The sequence below is a fragment of the Methylobacter sp. genome (assembly GCF_023227905.1).
Taxonomy (GTDB): domain Bacteria; phylum Pseudomonadota; class Gammaproteobacteria; order Methylococcales; family Methylomonadaceae; genus Methylobacter_A.
In genome coordinates this window covers 90,078-112,018 of sequence record NZ_JALOCF010000006.1, presented here as the reverse complement: position 1 = coordinate 112,018, position 21,941 = coordinate 90,078, and the positions used below count along the sequence as shown (strand labels likewise).

Below are 21,941 nucleotides of genomic sequence, written 5' to 3'. Positions count from 1 at the left end.
TGATAATTTTCAAAAGACCGCATATTACCGAACCAATTGTAAAACTTGTTGCGATTCGATGCGGCTTGGCTTCTGCTGCCGAATCGTTTGATAGGAAGAATAAGGGTAAGTGCGAAAATCGTCGGTAAACCCGTGTTTTTGCGGGTTACGATCAATATAGCTGACCAGATGAATGAAATAGCGGTCTGTGTCGATCAGGATACGGTTGAAGTTTTTCTCGAATAAACTGCCTGAACGGTCGTAAGCCTTGTTGATTGCTTTGGTGTACGCGTTAAATAAATTTGAAAAAGATTGCGAATAATTGCGCGACGTAAAACCTTCCAGGTCTTGAAGACCTGGAAGGTTTGGTTCCCTGCCCAGATTTAGACCTTCCAGGTTTTTAAAACCTGGAAGGTCTGGCTTGGGATTAATCCTGACCAACAAATGAAAGTGGTTTTTCATCAAGCAATACGCGTAAGTATCGGCAATCGGATAAATATAACGGATATAAAGTTTGAGGAAATGGCGATAATTTCGTTCCTCCGGAAACAAGTTTTCGCCGTTATTGCCGCGATTATAGATATGGTAATAGTGGCCGTTGAGTAAGGGCGTTTCTTTTGACATATTTAACCTTGAGAGTAAAACCTTCCAGGTCTTCAAGACCTGGAAGGTTTAGTTTCCAGCCCAAATTTAGACCTTCCAGGTTTTAAAAACCTGGAAGGTCTGCTCAGACTAACAACACCGCTTAACCCCATTCCACTTTTCATCCTGCCACTGCTTGAAAAACGCTTCTTTGCTTAACGGCATTTCGGCTTGATGATGCTCTGCATGATGCTGTAAATAGCGCTCGTAAGCATCATCCCCGGAAAGGCGACGCACTAGCCGCCAAAGCGCTTTGAGTTTGCTAAGCATCAATCCCTCACCCAGTCTTCAATCAAACGGCTCGGACTATGCGGCGATTCCGCCAGCGGCAGCACCGGCTTTCCGGCCAGATAACGGCTGCAAACGCGCAGCATGTCGAACACGATCAACCATAACAAAGCCACAAAAAACAGCGTTATCCAGCCGTCCAGATGCAGATTGAAGATCAGTTGAGGCGCAACGGCCGCTTTTTCCGGCGGCAACGCGCCTGCCGCCAGCTTGTCGGCCAGATCATTGGCCGCTGAAAAGAAACCGATGCGGGTATTGTCGCTGGCGATTTTTTCCCAGGCAGCGGTGCTGGTGATCGTCACCAGCCAGGTCAGCGGCAGGCCGGTCACCCAGGCGTATTTGAGCTTGTCGGATTTGATCAAAATGCCGGTCGCCACGCACAGCGCAATCGCGGCCAGCATTTGATTGGCGATGCCGAACAGCGGCCACAAAATATTGACCCCGCCGTTCGGGTCGATCACGCCGATATACAGAAAATAGCCCCACCCAGCGACCACCAGCGCGCTGGTCAAAACGACCGACGGCGTCCACGAGGTTTCGGCCATTTTCGGCCAGATATTGCCGAGCATGTCCTGCAACATGAAGCGCCCCACGCGTGTTCCGGCATCGAGCGTGGTCAATATAAAGATCGCCTCGAACATGATCGCAAAGTGATACCACAAGGCCAGCATGCTTTCGCCGAACGCGCTGCCGAAAATGCTCGCCATGCCCACGGCTAAAGACGGCGCGCCGCCGGTTCTGGCAAACAACGTCGCCTCACCCATTTGACTGGCCAGCAGCTGCATTTGGTCAACCGTGACCGGAAAGCCCCATGAAGAAATTTTAGCGACGGCATCGACAGCCTCTTTGCCGACCACGCCCGCCGGGCTGTTGATTGCAAAAAACACGCCGGGATCGAGCACGGTTGCTGCCATCATCGCCATGATCGCTACAAAGGATTCCAGCAACATGCCGCCGTAGCCTATCATGCGGATATCGCGTTCATTGCTGAGCAATTTCGGCGTGGTGCCGGAAGCGATCAGCGAGTGAAAACCGGAAATCGCCCCACAAGCGATGGTGATAAACACGAACGGGAACAGCTTGCCGCCGAAAATAGGCCCGGTACCGTCAATGAACTGCGTCAGCGCAGGCATTTTCACGGTCGGTTGCAGCATGATAATCGCCACTGCCAGCAAAGTGATCGTGCCCAGCTTCACGTAAGTCGACAGATAATCGCGCGGCGCCAGCAACAACCAAACCGGCAAAATCGCCGCCGCAAAACCGTAAGCCATCACACACCAAGCCAATGTCAAACCTTCATGATCGAACCAAGTGCGCAAGGTAGGATTGTCGTCGATCCAGCCGCCGCCCATCACGGCCAGCAACAATAAAATCACGCCCAACGCCGAAGCTTCCAGCACTTGGCCGGGACGAAAACTACGCATATACAAACCGACGATCATCGCAATCGGAATCGTCGCCGACACCGTAGCCGTCGCCCACGGGCTGTGCTTCATCGCGTTAACCACCACCAGACCCAGCACCGCAATCAGGATGATCATGATCGCAAACGTACCGATCAGTGCCGCCGTGCCGCCCAATGCGCCCAGCTCGTCGCGCGCCATCTGCCCCAAGCTTTTGGCATCGCGCCGGGTCGACAAAAACAGCGTCACCATATCCTGCACGCAACCGCCCAGCACCGCACCGAACAAAATCCACAACGTCCCCGGCAAATAGCCGAACTGCGCGGCCAGCGTCGGCCCCACCAACGGCCCAGGCCCGGCAATCGCAGCAAAATGATGGCCGAACACGATCCATTTATTGGTCGGCACGAAATCGCGGCCGTTGTCCAAACGCTCGGCCGGTGTCGCCCGCGTCTCGTCAACCGCCAGCACCGTCGCGGCAATCCACGCCGCATAAAAGCGGTAAGCAATCGCGTAAACGCATAAAGCGGCGGTTATAAACCACAACGTGTTGATGTGCTCGCCGCGGTTTAAAGCAATCCCGCCGACAGCTGCCGCACCGAGCGCGGCAATCAGTACCCAGATTGAGTTTTTCAGTAGATTATTCATTAGGCATCTTCTATTTATTATTGATGTTTTGTCTCGGCGTTAACCGGTTAGCCGTTTTTGAGAAATAAATGACTTCCGGTAAGTCCTTAAAATGATCATCCGCCGTTATCAGCGGCACATCAACCAGTCTTGCGGAAGCATAAATAATTGCGTCGGCAAACGATAATCGATGTTGCAAAGCCAGGTCTGCCGCATAAAGAGACAGCCGGGTAGTCAATGGCAAGACCTGTCCTTGTTCGGTTAAAGCGATAACTTCCAAAGCCTCAACCTCACTTTTTTCCCGCTTTGCCCATTTATACAGTTCAAATTGCAGCGTAGTGGGAATGATTAATTCAGCCGGATCGGCCAGATAGGGCGCAAAGGCATCCGCTAACTGACCGTCGGTTAACCATTCTATCCAGCCGCAGGTATCAACCAGACCAGCCATTAAACTCTGTCCTGATGATCCCTGTAACCGTTAGGATTGCTGCCTTTGAAGCTACCTCTGGCAGCTGTTAAAGAGCGAACCGGAACCAGCTCAATAATGTCGCCTTTAGCGATCAGCGTAAACTGTTGCCCCGCTTTTAGATCGAGCTGATCACGGATAGCCTTGGGTATTGCCAATTGGAATTTGCTGGATAATTTAGCTGAAATCATACTAACCTTGTGATGATGCCATCGATCGAGTGAAAGTAAAATCATAGAGGCTACTCAGGATTGAGGCAAGTATTGGTTTGATCGTTAAGGCCGATTTGCTTGGGTGTCGCAGATGGACGGAGAGAACTTTGCTCGCTGCCTCGTTCCCACGCGCTGCGTGGGAATGCGATATGGGACGCGCTGCGTCCTACATTGAGATTCTCTGTATTTCGACGTTTATAGAGAATTGCGGCGCAGCGCGTGGGGACGAGGCAGCCTTGGTTTGTTCTTGACAAATATCAAACCTATTAGATGCCCTAATTTTCTAAATCATATATCATAGACTAAACTAACTAAACTTAACTCAATGAGGTTTATCATGCAGACAGTCAATATCCACGAAGCCAAAACCCAATTGTCTCGCTTAATAGATCAAGCGGTAAAAGGTGAGTCTTTCATCATCGCCAAAGCTGGAAAGCCGCTGGTCAAGGTGACTCGACTGGATGCTCCATCGGGCGAACAAATCCGAAGGCTAGGTTTCATGGAAGGGCAGATCACTGTTCCTGATGACTTCGACAGCATGGGCAGCAAGGAAATCGAGCTGCTTTTTGGCGATGAAGAATGAAGCTACTACTGGATACCCACTTATTGTTATGGGCTGCCGGTTCGCCTGACCAATTGTCAGCAGTTGCACGCCCATTGCTGGAAGACCCGTCGAACGAACTGCTTTTCAGTGCGGCCAGCCTTTGGGAAATTTCCATCAAGCGCGGACTTGGACGTTCCGATTTTCAGGTGGATGCAAGAGTGCTACGCCGTGGGCTGTTAGACAATGGCTATCAAGAATTGGCTATTACCGCTGAGCATGCGGTTTCTATCGACAGTTTGCCACCCATCCATAAAGACCCATTCGACCGCATCCTTGTTGCGCAGGCCACCGTCGAGGGAATCACCTTGCTGACATCGGATACTTTGGTGGCGAAGTATCCAGGACCGGTACGGCAGGTTTAACTCTTAAGCGAAAGAGTACATTAAACGTCTTCAGTTCCCACAGCGTTTTTTCAAATACCAAAAACAATGTAACGGAAAAAACCAAAGCTATGACCGAACCATTCATATCAGCCAAACTGATTAAACCACTTTACAAGAAGTTAACCCAAATATGGGAAACACGGGATAAGGAATTCGACGTGATATCCGACATATTTGGTGATCCGCGCACGCTCGCCCAATACTATATTCAGCCCGACTGTCAGCAACACAACCCTACGGATTACGACGAAGATAGTATCCGCTCCTGCGTGAAGTCTGAGATATTCAAAACCATTAATGATTTCTTGGGACGCGATAAAGTCGAACATGACGGCCGCAATCAGATGTTCATATTAGCCGATGCCGGTATGGGTAACATCTCTCTTTATGATGCTTAAATTGAGCCAAATGCTGCCTTTTTGGCCAAAAGACTACGATTGCCTGCTGTTCAAGCTAGACGAAAACACCTTAGACCGGATAAATACACAACATTATCGATAATATGCTGACTCTTTCTGACCTCGAATCGAGATTAAAATTTAGATATGGAACTGATAATATTCGAATTAAATCGCAAAGACTTAATATGGCTCTTTTGAGAGAACTTTCTTCTCTAGACAGATTAAATGCTGAGAAGCTCTTACATGAAAATGGGCCTTTTTTTCATGTTGCCAGAGACTTGTGATTTTGTTTTGCCCTATGCAGCCTCACCGGGCAACAGTTTTTTCGTTGCCCTACTATTAGCGCATCTGATTGTCGGGCATTAACAGCATGCCCTACCGAAACTAAAACCTCTAACCGTATTAACCATGCCCCAAAACAAACCAGTCCCAAAAATCAAAGGCGAATTTCTATTAGGCAACTTACGCCAGATGAAAGCCAATCCATTCCAAGCGCTTTGCGACTGGCAGCGTGATTATGGCGATTTGGTCAGATTCAGACTGGCTACGCGCCATTTTTATTTAATCAGTCACCCAAAGCTCATCGAGCAGGCTTTAATCAAGCAAAGCGATACCTTTGTCAAAATGTACGATCCTAAAAAACCAACCGGTCTGGGATTGGTGTTAGGGCAAGGATTAGTGACCAGTCAGGGCGAGTTATGGCAAAGGCAGCGGCGGTTAATGCAGCCGGTTTTCCAGAGGAGTAATTTGGCGTCTTTACACGCGCAGATTGTCATGGCCGGCAATAACTTATTAGCTAGATGGCGGCTATTAGGTGATGGGGCGCAGGTTAATCTCGCCGATGAGATGATGCAGGTAACGCTTGAAGTGATCACTCAAACCATGTTCAGCACCAGCGTTCTCGATAAAATCGAGCACATTGCCCCCGCTTTAGACACGGCGCTCCGGTATGCGGCCAAATCGGTCATGAATCCTTTGCGTATTCCGTTATCTATACCCACCCAGGCCAATCGGGAATTCAATGCGGCAAGCGCTCTGTTGGATGAAGTCATTTACGGGATTATCGAGCAGCGCCGTACCCAAACAGCAGTGCACAACGATTTGTTGGCTATGTTGCTGAACGCAAGCGATGACAAGGGTAACCTTATGTCCGATAAACAGATTCGCGATGAAGTCATTACTATTTTTAGCGCAGGCCATGAAACCACCGCGAATTTGTTAAGCTGGACGCTGTATTTACTGGCCCGCCATCCGGATGTATTGGCTAAATTGCGTCAAGAACTCGATACATTAGTGCAAGGCGAAATCCCAACGGCAGAAGACTTGCAGCAGCTTGTTTATACCAGAGCCGTACTGAATGAATCGATGCGTTTTCGTCCGCCTGTCGGCATTATAATGCGCAAGATTATCAAAGACACTGAGATTGACGGGTATTCGTTAAAGCAAGGCGGGCTGGCGATTTTCAGTATTTACAATATCCACCATCACCCGGATTTCTGGCAACAGCCTGAACAATTCGATCCCGAACGCTTTTTGAACGGTGAAAATCGCAGGTTTTCGTTCATGCCATTTGGAACCGGTGAGCGCATCTGTATCGGCAACCATTTTGCGTTACTGGAAAGCCAGATTTTGTTGAGCATGATCGTTCAGAATTTTGATTTGCAGTTGCTTAATACGGATGAGGCCGAAATTGAAATGGCGGTAACGCTGAAGCCGAAAGGTGGGATTCCAGTGAAGTTAACCGCTCGAAGCAGGCATCGTTAATTGTATGTTTTCTGTTTGATACCATTAGGGTGTAATCGAACACATTATCTTACATCTCAAACATATCAACCAAAGTCGATGAGATCATTTTTTGTGCTTTGGCGTCGATAGTCCCCAACTTTTTAACCAATCTGGATTTATCGACCGACCGCAATTGATCCAACAAAACCAGCCCGGTCTTATCTTGGAATTGAAGCTCAACTCTTGAGGGTGCATGAAAACCTTTTGTAGTCATTGGCGCGATTAAAACCGTTTTCAGGCAATTCATTTCATTCGGTGAAACAATAACGCAGGGTCTGGTTTTTTTAATTTCACTGCCGACAGCAGGGTCAAGCTCGATCAAATAAACATCAAACCGATTGACTACCATTCCCACTCCTCTCCGGTCGGAAGTTCCGCACTATGATCCAAATTACTATGGTTTTCATTAAAGTCCTGCTCAGTTTTAGCAGCTAAAATATTTTTAAATTGTTCTTTCCATCCTTGTCTGTGACTTTTTATCGGGGTGATTAACAAACCGTTATCGACGACCTGAATTTCAAATTCCCGATCTTGAAGATTTGCTTGTTTTATAAGTGCTTGTGGAATCCTGATACCTTGGGAATTTCCAATTTTGATTAAGTGCGCCATATTCGACTCCTCTTTATTTATAATTACATTGTAATTACTTTTAAATAGAGCGGTCAAATTAACGCAAAAAAAAGCCCGTCATAAAGACGGGCTTTTTAAACACTCAAACCAACTTAAGATCAGTTTTTGGTTTTATCAACAATCTGGTTGGCTTTAATCCAAGGCATCATGCTGCGCAGTTTTGCACCGACAACTTCAATCGGATGTTCTGCATTCAAACGACGCTTGGCGGTCATTTCAGGATAGTTGGTCATACCTTCCATGATGAATTGCTTTGCGTATTCGCCGTTTCTGATGTTTTTCAACGCTTCACGCATCGCCCAGCGGCTTTCTTCGTTGATGACGCGTGGGCCGGTAACGTATTCGCCGTACTCTGCATTGTTGGAAATGGAGTAGTTCATGTTGGCGATGCCGCCTTCAAACATTAAATCAACAATCAACTTTAATTCGTGCAAGCACTCAAAGTAGGCCATTTCAGGCTCATAACCGGCTTCAACCAGAGTTTCAAAACCCATTTTTACGAGTTCAACTGCACCGCCGCATAATACCGCTTGTTCACCGAATAAATCGGTTTCACATTCGTCGCGGAACGTGGTTTCGATGATCCCTGAGCGGCCGCCGCCGATAGCTGACGCGTAAGACAAGCAAATCGCTTTAGCTGTGCCTGAAGCATCTTGATGAACTGCGATTAAGTCAGGAACGCCGCCGCCTCGTACAAATTCCGAACGCACGGTATGCCCTGGCGCTTTAGGCGCGATCATGATCACGTCCAAATCGGCGCGTGGCACGACTTGGTTGTACAAAATAGCAAAGCCGTGTGCAAATGCTAATACTGCACCTTGTTTGATGTTCGGTTCAATTTCGTCTTTATACAATTTTGATTGGAATTCATCAGGCGTCAGAATCATCACGATGTCCGCGCCGGCAACTGCTTGTGCAACGTCTTGTACGGTTAATCCATGTGCTTCAGCCTTAGCCACTGAAGGTGATCCTGCGCGTAAGCCCACGACAACTGAAACGCCGGATTCTTTTAAATTAAGGGCGTGAGCATGGCCTTGCGATCCGTAACCGATAATGGCTACTTTTTTATCTTTGATGATTGAAAGATCGGCATCTTTGTCGTAATAAACTTGCATGGTTTTTCCTGTTTTTTGGGTGTTTAAAATTAATTGGGCGAAGGGCGAAGGGCGAAGGGCGACTGAGCTATGCTTTTTCGCCTTGAGCCTTTCGCCTTTAACCTTAAGTTTACAAATGCAGCCCTTTTTCGCCTCTTGAGATACCTGTCGGCCCGGAACGAACGACCTCAATAATGGTGTCGGGATCGATAGCTGCGATAAAAGCATCCAGTTTACTGGACGGGCCGGTCATTTCCACGACATAAGTGGTCGGCGTAACATCGATAATCTTGCCGCGAAAGATAGCCGCTATGCCTCTGATTTCTTCGCGGGTGTGTTCGGTGGTCTTGATCTTGACCATCATCAGTTCCCGTTCAATATGATCGGATTCGGCCAAGTCTATCAGTTTAACCACATCAATCAGTTTATTCAGCTGCTTGGTGATTTGCTCGATAATGTCATCGTTGCCGCGAGTGACCAGGGTCATACGCGACAGGCTGGGGTCTTCCGTTGGCGCTACGGTCAAGGATTCGATATTGTAGCCGCGCGCGGAAAATAAGCCTGCCACCCGCGACAACGCACCGGATTCGTTTTCAATCAGGATAGAAATAATATGTCTCATTTTACGCCAATTCCCTATCGGTTGATGTGCCTTCCGCGACTCTTAAGGTCATATCATTATGCGCTTTACCTGCTTCAATCATCGGGTAAACATTTTCGGTTCGGTCGGTCAGGATGTCCAAGAACACCGTGCGGTCTTTCATCGCAAAAGCTTCTTCCAGCGCCGGTCTGACGTCCTCGGGTTTATCGATACGCATGCCGACATGACCATAGGCCTCTGCCAGTTTGACGAAGTCCGGGATGGTGTCCATGTATGAATGCGAGTAACGGCTTTCGTAGGTAAATTCCTGCCATTGGCGAACCATGCCCAGGTAGCTGTTGTTCAGGTTGATGATTTTTACCGGCGCATTGTATTGCAATGCGGTCGATAATTCCTGAATGCACATCTGGATGCTGCCGTCGCCGGTCACGCAGGCAACTTCCGATTCAGGAAACGCCAGTTTAACGCCGATGGCCGCAGGCAAACCAAAGCCCATCGTGCCCAATCCGCCCGAATTAATCCAATGCCGCGGCTTGTCGAACGGGTAATACTGGGCCGCCCACATTTGATGCTGGCCGACATCCGAAGTGATATACGCCTCGCCTTTGGTGACTTCATACAACTGTTCAATCACGTATTGCGGCTTGATCAGTCGGCTGTTGCGGTCGTATTCCATACATTTGACGGCCCGCCATTGGTCGATTTGGTTCCACCAGCTTTCCAAGGCTTTCTTGGACGGTTTCTTTTTGCTTTCACTGATCATTTCCAGCATCTGTTCCAATACCGGTTTCACTTCGCCGACGATAGGAATCGCGACTTTAACGGTTTTGGAAATGGACGCCGGATCAACATCGATATGGATAATCTGGGCGTGCGGGCAAAACTGATCCAGTTTGCCGGTAACGCGGTCGTCAAAACGCGCGCCGATAGCAATAATCACATCACTGTCATGCATCGCCATGTTAGCTTCATAAGTGCCGTGCATCCCGAGCATGCCGACGAACTGCTTGTCGGTTGCCGGATAAGCGCCCAGGCCCATCAAGGTATTGGTGACAGGAAAACCCAGAGTGTGGGCGAATTCGGTCAATTCCTTGCTGGCTTCGCCTAAAATCACGCCACCGCCGGAATAAATGATCGGCTTTTGCGCGGTCAACAATAAATCCACGGCTTTTTTAATCTGCCCCTTGTGGCCGGTAACCGCCGGATTATAAGAACGGATAGTGACTTTTTTAGGGTATTTATACGGTACTTTTATTCTGGGGTCGGTGATGTCTTTAGGCACGTCAACAACAACGGGGCCGGGACGTCCGGTGGTCGCCACATAAAAGGCTTTCTTGATAGTTTCAGCCAGCTTGGTGACGTCTTTGACCAGGAAATTATGCTTCACGCAGGGGCGGGTAATGCCGACCATGTCGACTTCCTGGAACGCATCGCTGCCGATGACCGGTAACGGCACCTGGCCCGAAATAACCACCATCGGGATTGAATCCATATAAGCGGTGGCAATGCCGGTTATCGCATTGGTGGCGCCCGGTCCCGAAGTGACCAGGACGACGCCGGGTTTGCCGGTTGCACGGGCATAGCCGTCCGCAGCATGGGTCGCGCCTTGTTCGTGCCGGACTAGAATGTGTTTGACCTCATCCTGCTGGAAAAGGGCATCGTACAAATGCAATACCGCCCCGCCGGGATAGCCAAAAATATATTCTACGCCTTCGTCCTTAAGACTCTGAATTACAATTTGTGCGCCGTTTAGCTCCACGCTAATACCCTCAAAATAGAGTTTCGAATTAAGCTGATTATATGTACTTTAAAAATTCAAGACCCAAATACTCGTGTATTTTAAAGAACGTCATATAGACTGCTGCTGGTAGTTGCCTTTTTGCAGGCAACATAATATAAGCATTTTACTAGGTTTTAAGGCCGATTGTACATGCATCTCTTATCCTTTTAGTTCCTGCTTGGCTGGTACCATCAGATGTTGGTTATCGTTAAAAAGATATTATTCGTGATGCGGACCATGACTCAGTACATTAAATTAAGAGTCATTTGCCTAGACAGGCACTACTGCTGCAAAAGCTCAACCTCATAACCGGCAAACTTGCGGATATTAATGACGCCGGTATCCAGCAATAAATACTGGCCTTTAATGCCATGCAGCACCCCGGACACTTCGGCGTCCTTATCAAAGTTAAAGGACTTGACCTTGAGCGGGTAGCTGTCCACCGGAAAATGAATATCCACAACCGGCTCATCGGTTAACAACTCAACCGCTTCCGGCCCGAAGCGCCGGGTAATTTCATCCAGCTCCGCTTTACAAACAGCAATTAATTCATCCCGTTTTGCAACCAGGTCGATAGGCTTTGCCTTACTTTTAAGCATTTGCTGCCAGCTGGTTTTGTCGCTGACATGCTTGGCAATAGCGATCTCAACCAGTCCGGAAATATAGCGCGACTGTACTTTAAAAATCGGCAGCGCCATCACTGCACCTTGATCTATCCAGCGTGTTGGAACTTGTGTCTGCCGGGTGATGCCAACCTTAATGCCGCTGGAATTAGCCAGATAAACTACATGCGGCTGAAAGCAAAACTCCTCTCCCCATTCTGGCTGGCGGCAAGTACCGGCCTCATAGTGGCAGGTTTCCGGCTTCATGATGCACATGTCGCATTGCGCCAACGAAACAAAGCACGGATAGCAATAACCTTGGCTAAAACTCTTTTTAGTTAGCCTGTTGCAGTGCGCGCAAAAAATTTTACCGGTATACACCAGCTTAATTGACTTACCGATCAGCGGATTTAAAGCAATCAACTGATCGCCTAGCGGCAGCTCGTACTGAACCGGCTTTGAGCTATCCAGCTCGAGCCTGGCGTGCATTTTTCTTAATTGTCCCTGCATTTTGGTATTTCCTAAAAATATAACCGTAACTGAATGAAGATTGAGAAAACTTCGTCCATGAAAGCCAAAAGTAGGCGACACGAAAAGGACGAAAATCTTCAAAAAGAAGCCAAACTAAAGATCCCCAGCCAAATGAATTAACACAACGCTATAATCATTTTTCGTGGCTTTCGTGCTTTTCGTGGACAAATTGCTAAAGATAACCGTCCGTATTTTTTACCAGCCAACGTTCGGCTTCGGATTTTAACAGCTCCTTTTTCCAGAAAGGCGCTCTCGACTTTAACGCCTCCATGATGTACCGGCTCGCATCAAACGCATCGCCTCGATGCGATGTCCAAACCGCTACCAACACGATCGGCTCATTAGGCAGAATATCGCCGACCCGATGCACCACCAACACGTCAATAACCGGCCATTGCCGCACGGCTTCGGCAACGATTTTTTCCAGCTGCTTTTCAGTCATGCCGGGATAATGTTCCAGGGCCATGCCCTTAACGTCATCGCCTTCATTGAAATCGCGCATCGTGCCTATAAAGATGCTGGTCGCGCCAAACTTGCCGGCCATCTCTTTTGCCGAATGCTGGTGTTCCTGAATTTCTTGCCAGGGATCGAAAGGTTCCGGGCAAATTTTTATGCCCATACTCAGCCCCCGGTCACCGGCGGAAAAAAAGCCACTTCATCGCCATCCTTAACCGGATTGCTTAAACCGACATACTCCATATTCACCGCTATCAATATATTGTCCGGCAGAGCTTTGTTCGGATTAGCGCTATGCCATACATCCCCGACTGTAGCCAGTCCTGAAGACTCCAGATTGTCTTCCGAACGGCCGATACTTTCTTTCAAGCTGGCAAAATAACGAACCTTAATTGACATGATCAGTCACTCAGTCACAAAAAATAGCATTGGCACAAAGTGCATTTTATGGGCGATCTGTCGACCGCCTTTTTAGTTTTCTTAACCGGCAGTTGTTATAATAAAAACGTGCCTATCTTTTCATTGCTAATTTTACAGAAAAATGACTGCATTAACCCACTTTAATCAATCCGGCGAAGCTCACATGGTTGATGTCGGTGATAAGGCGATCACCCAGCGTACTGCCGTCACCGAAGGCTATATTGAAATGCAGCCGGAAACGCTCAAGCTGATCATGGATGGCGGACATCAAAAAGGCGATGTATTGGCTGTCGCAAGAATAGCAGGCATCATGGCTAGCAAGAAAACTGCGGACCTGATCCCGCTCTGTCATCCGCTGCCCCTAACTCATGTAGAGATCAAACTAAGCCCGGAAATCGACAGCAGCCGAATACGTTGCCAAACTACCGCAAAAACCAACGGACAGACCGGCGTAGAAATGGAAGCGCTAAATGCCACGCAAATTGCTTTGCTCACTATTTACGATATGTGCAAAGCCGTAGACAGAGGAATGGTTATCCAGTCAGTCCGGCTACTGGAAAAAGATGGCGGCAAGTCAGGACACTGGCAGAAAGCTACCGGGTAACTCAACCGCGACATCAGGGAATAGGAATACAATAATATTCAAGCAGCTGGCCCTGCCATACTGGCAAACAACCAGCCAATACGGTTGTTTATTGGATTTATTACACTAAACTTAAATTTTCAACAATGTGCCGACTGCTTGGCGCCATTCAGAATAACAGCAGAGACAACTATGCCGATTACATTAAAAGAACTTGCCGATTTTTGCAGTGCGCGAATTGAAGGAGGCGATTTATCAGCAATCATCCATTCAGCAGCAGATATTACCTCTGCGCACCAAGGCCAAGTGACGCAGCTGACCAACAGCCGCTATACTCGGCACATCAAAGATTCAACGGCTTCGGCCTGCTTTATTGCAGAAGGCTTTAGTGTTGATAATGTACCTGAAAACATGGCGCTGTTGATATGCCCCGATCCCGAGCTAAGCTTTATTAAAGCGGTTGAATTGTTGCACCCTGCCAGAACTTATACGCAGCAAATTGCGCCGCAGGCAGTACTTGAAGCTAATGTAGCATTGGGCAACGAACTGTATATCGGACCCTACGCCGTCATTGGAGAACACTCAAGCATAGGCGATGGCAGCCAAATACACGCGGGCGCTTATCTTGGTAAAAATGTCAAAATAGGCAAAAACTGCCGCATTTATCCTTATGCTGTCATTTATGATGATGTGATCATAGGGAATAACGTCATTATTCACTCAGGGGCGATCATTGGGGCCGATGGTTTTGGTTATAAATTCAGAAATAATCAGCACGTCAAAGTTCCCCAGGTTGGTAATGTGGTCATTGAAGACAATGTCGAGATTGGCGCCAACACCTGCATAGACAGAGGCGCATTGGGAAGTACCTTGATAGGCGCGGGCAGTAAAATCGATAATCTGGTGCAGATTGGGCACAATAACAAGGTCGGGAAAAACGTAATCATGTGCGGCTTAACGGGCGTGTCCGGCTCCTGCAACATTGAAGATTATGCGATTTTGGCGGGAAGTTCAGGTATTGCCGATCACGTTACGATTGGTCGCGGCGCAGTTGTTATGGCGCGTTCCGGCGTAGCTGGCGATGTCAAGGCAGGCACACAGGTCTTCGGCAGCCCGGCAAAAGATAAAAAGACAGCTTATAAAGAGCAGATAGCAATCAGCAAATTGCCTGAGCTGTTAAAAAGAGTAAAAATGTTGGAAGAAAAGCTCCAAATACTGGAAAAAGACTAAGCCAATGGACCGGACAAGCATTTTGCCCGCTACATGCGCTATGTAGATAAAAGACGTACCCGGTACAAGCCGCATGTACGCTTACTTAATGGCAAGAGAACTTAGTGCCGTGGCAACTGTTCGAACACATCTGCTCGAATCAGATGTTAAAGTAAGAAGATATTGAAACAAAAAAATATGGAATAAAAAAAGCACCTCCCGCCAATACGAGAGGTGCTTTTTATTTACTGCATTTCCAGCATTAATTACTCAGCAGTTTTGTTGCCTGTTTTTCTTTTCTCGATATTAGAGAAAGTTTCTGCTTGCAACTGCGCTACGCTACCACTTTGTAAATGCTTTGTTTCGTCTTGTTTTAACAGTACTACTAAAACAATAACAGCAGCAATAGCAACGCCAGCGTACAACCATGTGTTGTCTTTTTCTTGTTCTTCAGCCATTTTAAAATCCTCGTATAGTTTATATTATTTTATTTAGTTCCCTTTCCTCAAAGGGGCAACCCAGTAAATTGCTTTATTGAGTTACTTGTCGAATTAACTATTAAACGACAGGTTACTTTTTATCATGAGATACGACGTTGTGTCAAAGCTATAAATAAAAAAATACCAATCGCGTTAGGGTTAGTAATGTAACGTAGGCGACTAACAATAGTAAAACCGCAAAAGCCAACATAACAAGCCATTGTAATTAAAAACAAATTTCTATAACGCTCACAACAACGCAGTTGCTAAGAGAAAGACATCAAGGACAATTAAGTGCTGTTGATTACCGCATGATAGATTGACATCGAGTTAGCGCAATTAGAGGAAATTGCGCTTAAAATTTCGGGACCAAGGTAGCGAAATGCCATAAGCAAAGACTGAATCAAGGGCACAAAGCGACCGATGTTTTCACCAAAAAACTGGAACTGTATCTTTCCGACGCAAAGTCGACCAGTAAGGCGCGTTATCGACCTACCATCGGTGCATCATGCACTTATGAGTTGAATCCAAGAAGAGAAAAGTAAAACTTCTTTAAACTCACTATTCTCTCACCGGCTTCTTATCCAGCTTCCTTTGCAACGTGCGCCTGTGCATGTTTAATGCCCTGGCGGCAGCCGAAATATTGCCGTCGTGCTGCATCAGTACTTTTTGCAGATGCTCCCATTCCAGGCGCTTTACAGACAGAGGGTTTTCGCTGATGGAAACCGATGAGTCGCCTTCATTTTTATGCAAAGCATTGACAATTTCATCCGCATTGGCCGGTTTGGTTAAATAATGCGTAGCACCCAGTTTTATTGCCTCGACCGCCGTAGCAATACTGGCAAAACCGGTTAACATGACACAAGTGGTATTATCATCCAACGAAATCAATTTTTTCACCAGCTCCAGGCCCGATTCAGGCCCAATACGCAGATCAATCACCGCATATTCAGGTAAATAGCGTTCGGCAAATGCTATCCCGGTTTTGACATCGTTAGCGACCAATACTTCATAATTTCTTTTTTCCAAGGCGCTCTTTAACACCTTACAAAAAGTCTCATCATCATCCACCAGCAACAGCCGTGGTTTATCCGTTTCCTGGGTTGTCATTTTCGTTCTCTGTATTTAAAAGAGGAAGAGTAATTTCCACGCAGGCGCCGCCCGATTCGCTATTGTAAAAGCTAGTCTTACCGCCCAAACGGTTAATCGTGGAATAGGCTAAAAATAATCCCACACCCAAGCCACGTTTTTTGCTGATTACGGGTTGCTTGCCGGCAAAATCGATGAGTTCCGGCGGCAAGCCGGGGCCAAAATCCCTAATTTTAATAACGGCGTAATTTAAATCCCAAGTCGCATGGAATTCGATACCCTTTTCCGGCGGAGACGCTTCAGCGGCATTATTCAGTATGTTTATAATCGAGTGGGTCAGCGTGAGTTCGGCGATAATTTTTGCATGCGTTGCGACCTCAGGATCGATAAAGAAGCATAGCTTTGCCGATGGTTTGTGAGTCCGCCATTGATTGATTACCTCGTCAATATAATCAGTCAACAGCATGGCGCTACCGGATTCGGCACGCATCTCGCCTGCAGAGGCTGACATCACCGATAGCGCTACTTTGCAGCGGTCGATCTGTTGCTGCATAATTAGTACTTTCTCATGCAGATCAGCGAATCGATGAACAGGATACTCCTGTTCAAGTTCATGAGCGACAATAGCAATGGTGCCCAATGGCGTTCCCATATCGTGAGCGGCACTGGCAGCTAAAGTTCCCAATGCAACAACTCGCTCATCCCTTAACGCGTTCTCCCGTGCTTCAGCCAGATTTCGTTCCTGGGTCTTTAGCGTTTTAGCCAGCTCAACCACAAAGAATGCGACTAAGCCGGCGCTGAATACAAAACCGAACCACATGCCAAAAATATGCAGATTAAAATAATGGCTGTCGCTCATGGCATGAACCTGCTGTAGCAGTTCATAATTTTTTACGTCGGAATATTGCATTTCCGAGCGGGGCATGTGGGGCTCTATCGACGGCAGGGGAATGTTGTAGGCCATTAATGCCGTATACATAGACGTAGTCAAAATCACCATATACCAGGCATAGGATTGGTGAAGCATGATGGCTGTGATAATAAGCGGTAATAAAAATACCCAAGTAATAGGGTTTGATGCGCCTCCGGTCAGGTACAGCAATGCTGCAATACCAAAAACATCAATGACTAGCTGAGAAAAAATTTCCAATTCAGTAACAGGATCCGCTGTCTTTAAGCGCATGGAGGTATAAATATTAACCACACCTATAGACAATACTACCAACCAGAGCTGCTGCTCCGGTAGACGAATATTAAGACCGTATACTGATAAAACAATGAGTATAACTTCGCTGAGCATCATCAAGTTTCTTAGTATAAACAGCCACTTAAGGTTTTGTCTGGCAGAGAATTCTGACTTGGGCGCGGCGTATGAGAGCATTTTATAAAGATAGTGTGAGAATTAGAAATAACTTAAATAAGAAATTAGGCTATTTAAATATATTATGGGGATATTAATTAAAAATGAAACTGCGACAATATGTCACATTTTGTGTTGTATTATTTATTGATATTATAAGCCTAACTTTTAAAGCTCTTGTAGAGCATCATAGCTGAAAAGTTGCGTCATATTCTTCCTAAATAATTCCAAGGCGGTTTTTTAAATCGCCTTTTTTTTGTCTTTTATAATCAAAGACTAATCAGAAACAACGCCTAACCCTCCTAAACCGCAATAACCCATAGGATTCTTAGCCAGATATTGCTGGTGAATATCCTCGGCATAATAAAATTCTTTTGCCGGCATGATCTCGGTAGTTATTTGTTCGAAACCTGCTTGAGTGAGTTGCTGCTGGTAATGTTGTTTTGATTCAAGCGCCTCATCCAGCTGTTGCTGGGTATAAGTATAAATTCCGGACCTGTATTGCGTACCGATGTCATTGCCTTGCCTCATGCCCTGCGTGGGATCATGGGATTCCCAGAAAATCCGTAATAAGTCACGGTACGAAATGATAGCCGGATCATAAATAACTTTAACGGCCTCGGCATGCCCTGTTAAGCCTGTGCATAATTCTTCGTATGTCGGGTTAGGCGTATAGCCGCCCGTATAACCGACAGCGGTGCTAAATACGCCCCGGCATTGCCAAAATTTCCGCTCTGCACCCCAAAAGCAGCCCATTCCGAACAAAGCCTGTTCAATATTTTCCGGAAACGGTGGAACTATCGGATTACCTGTTACGAAATGCCTGTTGGCAACAGGCATTGGCGTATTTCGGCCTGGTAAAACTTCTTTAGGGTCAGGTAAGGTAAGTTTTTTTGATGAAAAAATCATAGCCTGTGGTATTTTTATGACACTGTTAGATCAAGGATTATTATGATCCTGATGTCCAAAAATGCACGACTTTTTTAACTGGAGAGACATGATAGAGCAAGATATATTACGCCGTTTTTTATTTGAAGAGCTGGGCGTTCGCGGAGAATGGGTCAAATTAACCAACAGCTGGCAAGCGGCAAAACTTCATCAGCGCGGCTCTGAAAACATGCAACAGCAACTGGGACAAGCGCTGGCTGCCGTAGTCATGCTGTCCGCGACCGTCAAGTTTAAAGGCTCGATGATTCTTCAGGCCCAAGGCGATGGCGACATTAAGACATTGGTTGCTCAGGCAACGGATCAGCGAAAAATACGAGGCTTGGTCAGAGGCAAAGAAAATATAACTGCCGGCCCGATGGAAACTATGTTCGGTCAAGGGCGATTGGTACTAACCATCGAAATGGAAAATGGCGCTCCTTATCAGGGTATTGTTCCACTTCAAGGCAGTAACCTGGCCGCCGTTCTGCAAGCTTATTTCGAACAATCCGAGCAACTTAAGACCCGCTTATGGCTATTTGCTAATGCAACCCATGCCGTGGGGCTGTTTTTGCAGGAACTGCCGGCACAGGAAAACTATAAAGCTGATTGGGAGCATATCGAAATACTGGCCAATACGGTGACCGAGCAGGAACTATTCGATCTGGATTGTGAACAACTGCTATATAGATTGTTCAATCAGGAAAAAGTCAGACTGTTTGACCCCGAGCCGGTTGAATTTAGCTGCGCCTGTTCACGGTCAAAAATTGAAAAAACGTTATTTGCCATGGGGCGAACTGACTTGGAAGAAATTCTGGCGGAACGGGGAGTTATTGAAGTAGTCTGCGAATTCTGCAGCGAGCAATACCACTTTGATAAAGTTGATGTGGAGAATATCCTGTCTCGGGAAAGTACCGCTCCAGAATCCACAACAAGGCATTAATCAATAACTGTATGAAAGCCGGAATAATTAAACGAAGTCTTCGCGTTATTTTCTTGCTGGTTCTGGCCGGCTCGTTATCCGGTTGCATATACTGGATCCGGGCATATCAAGTTTACCTGCAAATGAATGAATTCGATCGCCACTTTTCTGTAGAGTCCAGCGATGAATTTACCTTATACTTCAAAGACCCCATTCTTTACAGCAAAGACTTTGTTTCTTTATCCAAACTTTATGCCAGCCAAGACGATCCTACACCGGAAGGCAGGCGCTGGCGATACTGGTTTCGTAAGGTTGACGGCAATAATTTACTGATCAAACCGGAAGTAAAATTCTATTCCGACTTAAGTTTTAACAAAGAAAATCGCCTGGTTGCCTGGTCATTTTCTCCGCTTTTTCTGGCGATTGCGCCGCCCAAATTTCTAGAGGTTTCTTTACGGTCCATAGGTGGTGCCGAGATCGACAAAGACAAAAGACAGCTTAAAGCCAACTCCGCATTGCTGGATAAAATATCTGAGGATCTACCTAGAAAACCGGCTGTTCTGGCGCAGTTGGGTGAGCCTTTTGAAATCAAGGATGAGGGGGAATTCGAGGTGTATATCTACCGTTTTCTGCTTGAAACCCATCGTATAGAAGAAGGTTATGAGGATCGCGCCTTAAGCGAAGTTAAAATCAGCTTTGATAAAAAAACTCAAGAGTTGGTGAGAATGGCCGGGCGCTTCGCAGGACTTAAGGTTTCAATTAATTATCGAAAGTTTCTGAACATTCCGCAAGATGATTTCGTACAAAACAAGCCGGAATAATAACGCCTCTTTTTTTATTACCACGGCATAAGCTTTAACTGACACTTATCCTCTAGCCGCATCGTCATTTACCGCCACCTCATTCTTTTATTCTTTCCCGACGCAATAAAAAAGGCTTGGACATTAGATGTCCAAGCCTTTTTTATGTCGGGCAGGACGGTTAAACCGTCCCTGCAAACTATGGCTTACAGCTTATCGGCATTTTTATCCAGATATTCTGCAACACCGGCAGGGTTTGCATTCATGCCTGAGTCGCCTTGACGCCATCCGGCTGGGCACACTTCGCCATGCTCTTCGTGGAATTGCAAAGCATCAATCATACGCAACAACTCATCCATATCGCGGCCTAAAGGCAGATCGTTAACAACCTGATGACGAACCATACCGTTGCGGTCGATCAGGAAAGTGCCACGGTAAGCCACAGCTGGCGCAGCTGCTTCTACATCATAATCTTTACAGATTGAGTGCGAAATGTCAGCAGCCATAGTATAACGAACTGGGCCGATACCGCCTTTATTGACGGGTGTATTGCGCCAGGCGTTATGAGTGAAATGAGAGTCTATAGATACGGTAATGACTTCAACATTACGGCTTTTGAATGCATCCATACGGTGATCCAAAGCGATCAACTCGCTTGGGCAAACAAACGTAAAATCTAACGGGTAGAAAAACACTACCGCATATTTGCCGTTAGTGGCTTCAGAAAAACTAAACGAATCAACTATTTGACCATCACCTAAAACGGCAGGAACCGTAAAATCAGGTGCTTGTTTACCGACTAATACGCTCATTGATTATCTCCAAATAAATAATGAAAAAACAAAAGACTGCTAATTTTAATGTTAGCCACTGATGCAGTGGATTGTTGAAATTGTACACTAGATTAGTAGGAAATAGCGAAATTGTTGTTATTTTTAGCTTGCTTTAATTTTAATTTTAGCCATAATTTGTCATCTATAGCTTACAATAGCGTCAGGGGATTACTCTATTTGGGCTTTCATAAAGCCTGTCGCCCTAGCTTGGCTGTTAAATCCATTTAGTTCACTTGTTTGATGGAATCCTATCATGGCAAAAAATAAACATATTACCGAACCCGATGTGTTTGGTTTTCAGGTTCGCATCGTAAGGCGCGGCAAAGAAAGCAGCCGTTATTTTTCTCACAAATTGTGGGGCAATAAAGGCAAATCTTTAAAAGCTGCAATTACCTGGCGTGACCAGATGCTGACCGTTTTAAAAGGCAGCAAGACACGCTTCCTTAAGCCGCCCAAAAATAAGACCACCACCGGCGTCACGGGCGTATCCAGAACGATCAAATACGATCATCGTAAAGATAAAAGCTATCTTTGCTATACCGTATTTTGGGTCAGTAACGGCAAATCAAGAAATAAAACCTTTCAGGTTGGCAATGTTGACAAAGTAACGGCAGATGACGAATTGCATGCTTTCCGTACCGCCAAGCTGTTTAGAAGTTGTTACGAATTTTCAATTGATAATGATCTTGAATTTTATGACAGCAAATTTACCGGCTGGAAGAAAGCACGCTTATATGAAGACGAGCATCTGAATGCAGTAGCGGTATAAACGAAGACTTCGCGTTAGAGCTTGGCAGCGGATTTTTGTGAAAGCAAACCCTAATCAGTCCGCAGTAAG

Annotated in this window: 27 protein-coding genes; 9 read left to right on the top strand and 18 right to left on the bottom strand. The window is 46.5% G+C overall.

Annotated features, from left to right (window positions below; translation table 11 throughout):
• Positions 1 to 24: 24 nt before the first annotated feature.
• The 5 genes from M0R47_RS04265 to M0R47_RS04245 all read right to left on the bottom strand — a co-directional run bounded on the left by M0R47_RS04265 (position 25) and on the right by M0R47_RS04245 (position 3,596).
• The gene (locus M0R47_RS04265) at positions 25 to 603 is read right to left on the bottom strand and encodes a hypothetical protein (RefSeq protein WP_292550786.1); all 579 of its coding nucleotides are present in this window, start codon (positions 601 to 603) and stop codon (positions 25 to 27) included.
• A 108-nt stretch (positions 604 to 711) separates the two neighbouring features.
• On the bottom strand, positions 712 to 891 hold the full coding sequence (locus tag M0R47_RS04260; protein WP_292550784.1) for a YbdD/YjiX family protein: 180 nt from the start codon (positions 889 to 891) through the stop codon (positions 712 to 714).
• Positions 891 to 2,960, bottom strand: coding sequence for a carbon starvation CstA family protein (locus tag M0R47_RS04255; protein WP_292550781.1), 2,070 nt, complete (start codon positions 2,958 to 2,960; stop codon positions 891 to 893). The genes M0R47_RS04260 and M0R47_RS04255 overlap by 1 nt, the downstream gene beginning before the upstream one ends.
• 10 nt (positions 2,961 to 2,970) lie before the next feature.
• Entirely contained in the window at positions 2,971 to 3,387 is a 417-nt protein-coding gene (locus M0R47_RS04250) for a type II toxin-antitoxin system VapC family toxin (protein ID WP_292550779.1), read from the bottom strand.
• Positions 3,387 to 3,596, bottom strand: coding sequence for an AbrB/MazE/SpoVT family DNA-binding domain-containing protein (locus tag M0R47_RS04245; RefSeq protein ID WP_292550777.1), 210 nt, complete (start codon positions 3,594 to 3,596; stop codon positions 3,387 to 3,389). Before M0R47_RS04245 ends, M0R47_RS04250 begins: the two co-directional genes overlap by 1 nt.
• 358 nt (positions 3,597 to 3,954) lie before the next feature.
• On the opposite strand from M0R47_RS04245, the gene M0R47_RS04240 reads away from it, so the two are divergent.
• The 4 genes from M0R47_RS04240 (at position 3,955) to M0R47_RS04225 (ending at position 6,769) form a co-directional block, all read left to right on the top strand.
• Positions 3,955 to 4,200, top strand: coding sequence for a type II toxin-antitoxin system prevent-host-death family antitoxin (locus M0R47_RS04240; protein WP_292550774.1), 246 nt, complete (start codon positions 3,955 to 3,957; stop codon positions 4,198 to 4,200).
• Entirely contained in the window at positions 4,197 to 4,583 is a 387-nt protein-coding gene (locus tag M0R47_RS04235; RefSeq protein ID WP_292550772.1) for a type II toxin-antitoxin system VapC family toxin, read from the top strand. The genes M0R47_RS04240 and M0R47_RS04235 overlap by 4 nt, the downstream gene beginning before the upstream one ends.
• Positions 4,584 to 4,672: 89 nt before the next feature.
• Complete coding sequence (locus M0R47_RS04230) at positions 4,673 to 5,002, top strand: hypothetical protein (RefSeq protein ID WP_292550769.1); 330 nt, start codon at positions 4,673 to 4,675, stop codon at positions 5,000 to 5,002.
• Between the two features lie 411 nt (positions 5,003 to 5,413).
• A complete protein-coding gene (locus tag M0R47_RS04225) occupies positions 5,414 to 6,769 on the top strand; it encodes a cytochrome P450 (protein WP_292550767.1) in 1,356 nt (451 codons plus the stop codon).
• A gap of 49 nt (positions 6,770 to 6,818) precedes the next feature.
• On the opposite strand, the gene M0R47_RS04220 is transcribed toward M0R47_RS04225, so the two are convergent.
• The 8 genes from M0R47_RS04220 to moaD form a co-directional block, all read right to left on the bottom strand.
• A complete protein-coding gene (locus M0R47_RS04220) occupies positions 6,819 to 7,139 on the bottom strand; it encodes a type II toxin-antitoxin system PemK/MazF family toxin (RefSeq protein WP_292550764.1) in 321 nt (106 codons plus the stop codon).
• Positions 7,133 to 7,399, bottom strand: a complete 267-nt coding sequence (locus tag M0R47_RS04215) for an AbrB/MazE/SpoVT family DNA-binding domain-containing protein (protein ID WP_292550761.1) — start codon at positions 7,397 to 7,399, stop codon at positions 7,133 to 7,135. The genes M0R47_RS04220 and M0R47_RS04215 overlap by 7 nt, the downstream gene beginning before the upstream one ends.
• 119 nt (positions 7,400 to 7,518) lie before the next feature.
• Positions 7,519 to 8,535 (bottom strand): ketol-acid reductoisomerase, encoded by a 1,017-nt coding sequence (gene ilvC, locus M0R47_RS04210; protein ID WP_292550758.1) that lies wholly within the window; start codon positions 8,533 to 8,535, stop codon positions 7,519 to 7,521.
• A 109-nt stretch (positions 8,536 to 8,644) separates the two neighbouring features.
• The gene (gene ilvN / locus M0R47_RS04205) at positions 8,645 to 9,136 is read right to left on the bottom strand and encodes an acetolactate synthase small subunit (RefSeq protein WP_292550755.1); all 492 of its coding nucleotides are present in this window, start codon (positions 9,134 to 9,136) and stop codon (positions 8,645 to 8,647) included.
• A 1-nt stretch (position 9,137) separates the two neighbouring features.
• Positions 9,138 to 10,874 carry an acetolactate synthase 3 large subunit gene (locus M0R47_RS04200; RefSeq protein ID WP_292550752.1) on the bottom strand — a complete coding sequence of 579 codons (1,737 nt, stop codon included), beginning with the start codon at positions 10,872 to 10,874 and terminating at the stop codon, positions 9,138 to 9,140.
• Positions 10,875 to 11,176: 302 nt separating this feature from the next.
• Positions 11,177 to 12,007, bottom strand: coding sequence for a DUF2797 domain-containing protein (locus tag M0R47_RS04195; protein WP_292550749.1), 831 nt, complete (start codon positions 12,005 to 12,007; stop codon positions 11,177 to 11,179).
• Positions 12,008 to 12,200: 193 nt separating this feature from the next.
• On the bottom strand, positions 12,201 to 12,647 hold the full coding sequence (locus M0R47_RS04190) for a molybdenum cofactor biosynthesis protein MoaE (RefSeq protein ID WP_292550746.1): 447 nt from the start codon (positions 12,645 to 12,647) through the stop codon (positions 12,201 to 12,203).
• Between the two features lie 2 nt (positions 12,648 to 12,649).
• Positions 12,650 to 12,883, bottom strand: a complete 234-nt coding sequence (gene moaD, locus M0R47_RS04185; RefSeq protein ID WP_292550743.1) for a molybdopterin converting factor subunit 1 — start codon at positions 12,881 to 12,883, stop codon at positions 12,650 to 12,652.
• A 142-nt stretch (positions 12,884 to 13,025) separates the two neighbouring features.
• Between moaD and moaC the strand changes: the two genes are divergently transcribed.
• Together moaC and lpxD are read left to right on the top strand one after the other, a co-directional pair.
• Positions 13,026 to 13,508 (top strand): cyclic pyranopterin monophosphate synthase MoaC, encoded by a 483-nt coding sequence (gene moaC, locus M0R47_RS04180; protein WP_292550741.1) that lies wholly within the window; start codon positions 13,026 to 13,028, stop codon positions 13,506 to 13,508.
• A gap of 171 nt (positions 13,509 to 13,679) precedes the next feature.
• Entirely contained in the window at positions 13,680 to 14,717 is a 1,038-nt protein-coding gene (gene lpxD, locus M0R47_RS04175) for a UDP-3-O-(3-hydroxymyristoyl)glucosamine N-acyltransferase (RefSeq protein WP_292550739.1), read from the top strand.
• Positions 14,718 to 14,962: 245 nt separating this feature from the next.
• Here the strand turns inward: lpxD and M0R47_RS04170 are convergent, their stop codons facing one another.
• From M0R47_RS04170 to msrA, 4 genes are all read right to left on the bottom strand, one after another.
• Positions 14,963 to 15,154 (bottom strand): hypothetical protein, encoded by a 192-nt coding sequence (locus M0R47_RS04170; RefSeq protein ID WP_292550737.1) that lies wholly within the window; start codon positions 15,152 to 15,154, stop codon positions 14,963 to 14,965.
• A 582-nt stretch (positions 15,155 to 15,736) separates the two neighbouring features.
• On the bottom strand, positions 15,737 to 16,285 hold the full coding sequence (locus M0R47_RS04165) for a response regulator transcription factor (RefSeq protein ID WP_292550735.1): 549 nt from the start codon (positions 16,283 to 16,285) through the stop codon (positions 15,737 to 15,739).
• Positions 16,263 to 17,645, bottom strand: a complete 1,383-nt coding sequence (locus M0R47_RS04160; RefSeq protein ID WP_292550733.1) for an ATP-binding protein — start codon at positions 17,643 to 17,645, stop codon at positions 16,263 to 16,265. The genes M0R47_RS04165 and M0R47_RS04160 overlap by 23 nt, the downstream gene beginning before the upstream one ends.
• A gap of 255 nt (positions 17,646 to 17,900) precedes the next feature.
• On the bottom strand, positions 17,901 to 18,533 hold the full coding sequence (msrA, locus tag M0R47_RS04155) for a peptide-methionine (S)-S-oxide reductase MsrA (protein WP_292550730.1): 633 nt from the start codon (positions 18,531 to 18,533) through the stop codon (positions 17,901 to 17,903).
• Positions 18,534 to 18,621: 88 nt separating this feature from the next.
• On the opposite strand from msrA, the gene hslO reads away from it, so the two are divergent.
• Both hslO and M0R47_RS04145 read left to right on the top strand, forming a co-directional pair.
• On the top strand, positions 18,622 to 19,491 hold the full coding sequence (gene hslO / locus M0R47_RS04150) for an Hsp33 family molecular chaperone HslO (RefSeq protein WP_292550728.1): 870 nt from the start codon (positions 18,622 to 18,624) through the stop codon (positions 19,489 to 19,491).
• An 11-nt stretch (positions 19,492 to 19,502) separates the two neighbouring features.
• On the top strand, positions 19,503 to 20,291 hold the full coding sequence (locus M0R47_RS04145; RefSeq protein WP_292550726.1) for a hypothetical protein: 789 nt from the start codon (positions 19,503 to 19,505) through the stop codon (positions 20,289 to 20,291).
• Positions 20,292 to 20,476: 185 nt separating this feature from the next.
• Here the strand turns inward: M0R47_RS04145 and M0R47_RS04140 are convergent, their stop codons facing one another.
• Positions 20,477 to 21,082, bottom strand: a complete 606-nt coding sequence (locus tag M0R47_RS04140; RefSeq protein ID WP_292550724.1) for a peroxiredoxin C — start codon at positions 21,080 to 21,082, stop codon at positions 20,477 to 20,479.
• A gap of 274 nt (positions 21,083 to 21,356) precedes the next feature.
• On the opposite strand from M0R47_RS04140, the gene M0R47_RS04135 reads away from it, so the two are divergent.
• Positions 21,357 to 21,872: a hypothetical protein gene (locus tag M0R47_RS04135; protein WP_292550722.1), complete on the top strand. Its 516-nt coding sequence runs from the start codon at positions 21,357 to 21,359 to the stop codon at positions 21,870 to 21,872.
• Positions 21,873 to 21,941: the final 69 nt, after the last annotated feature.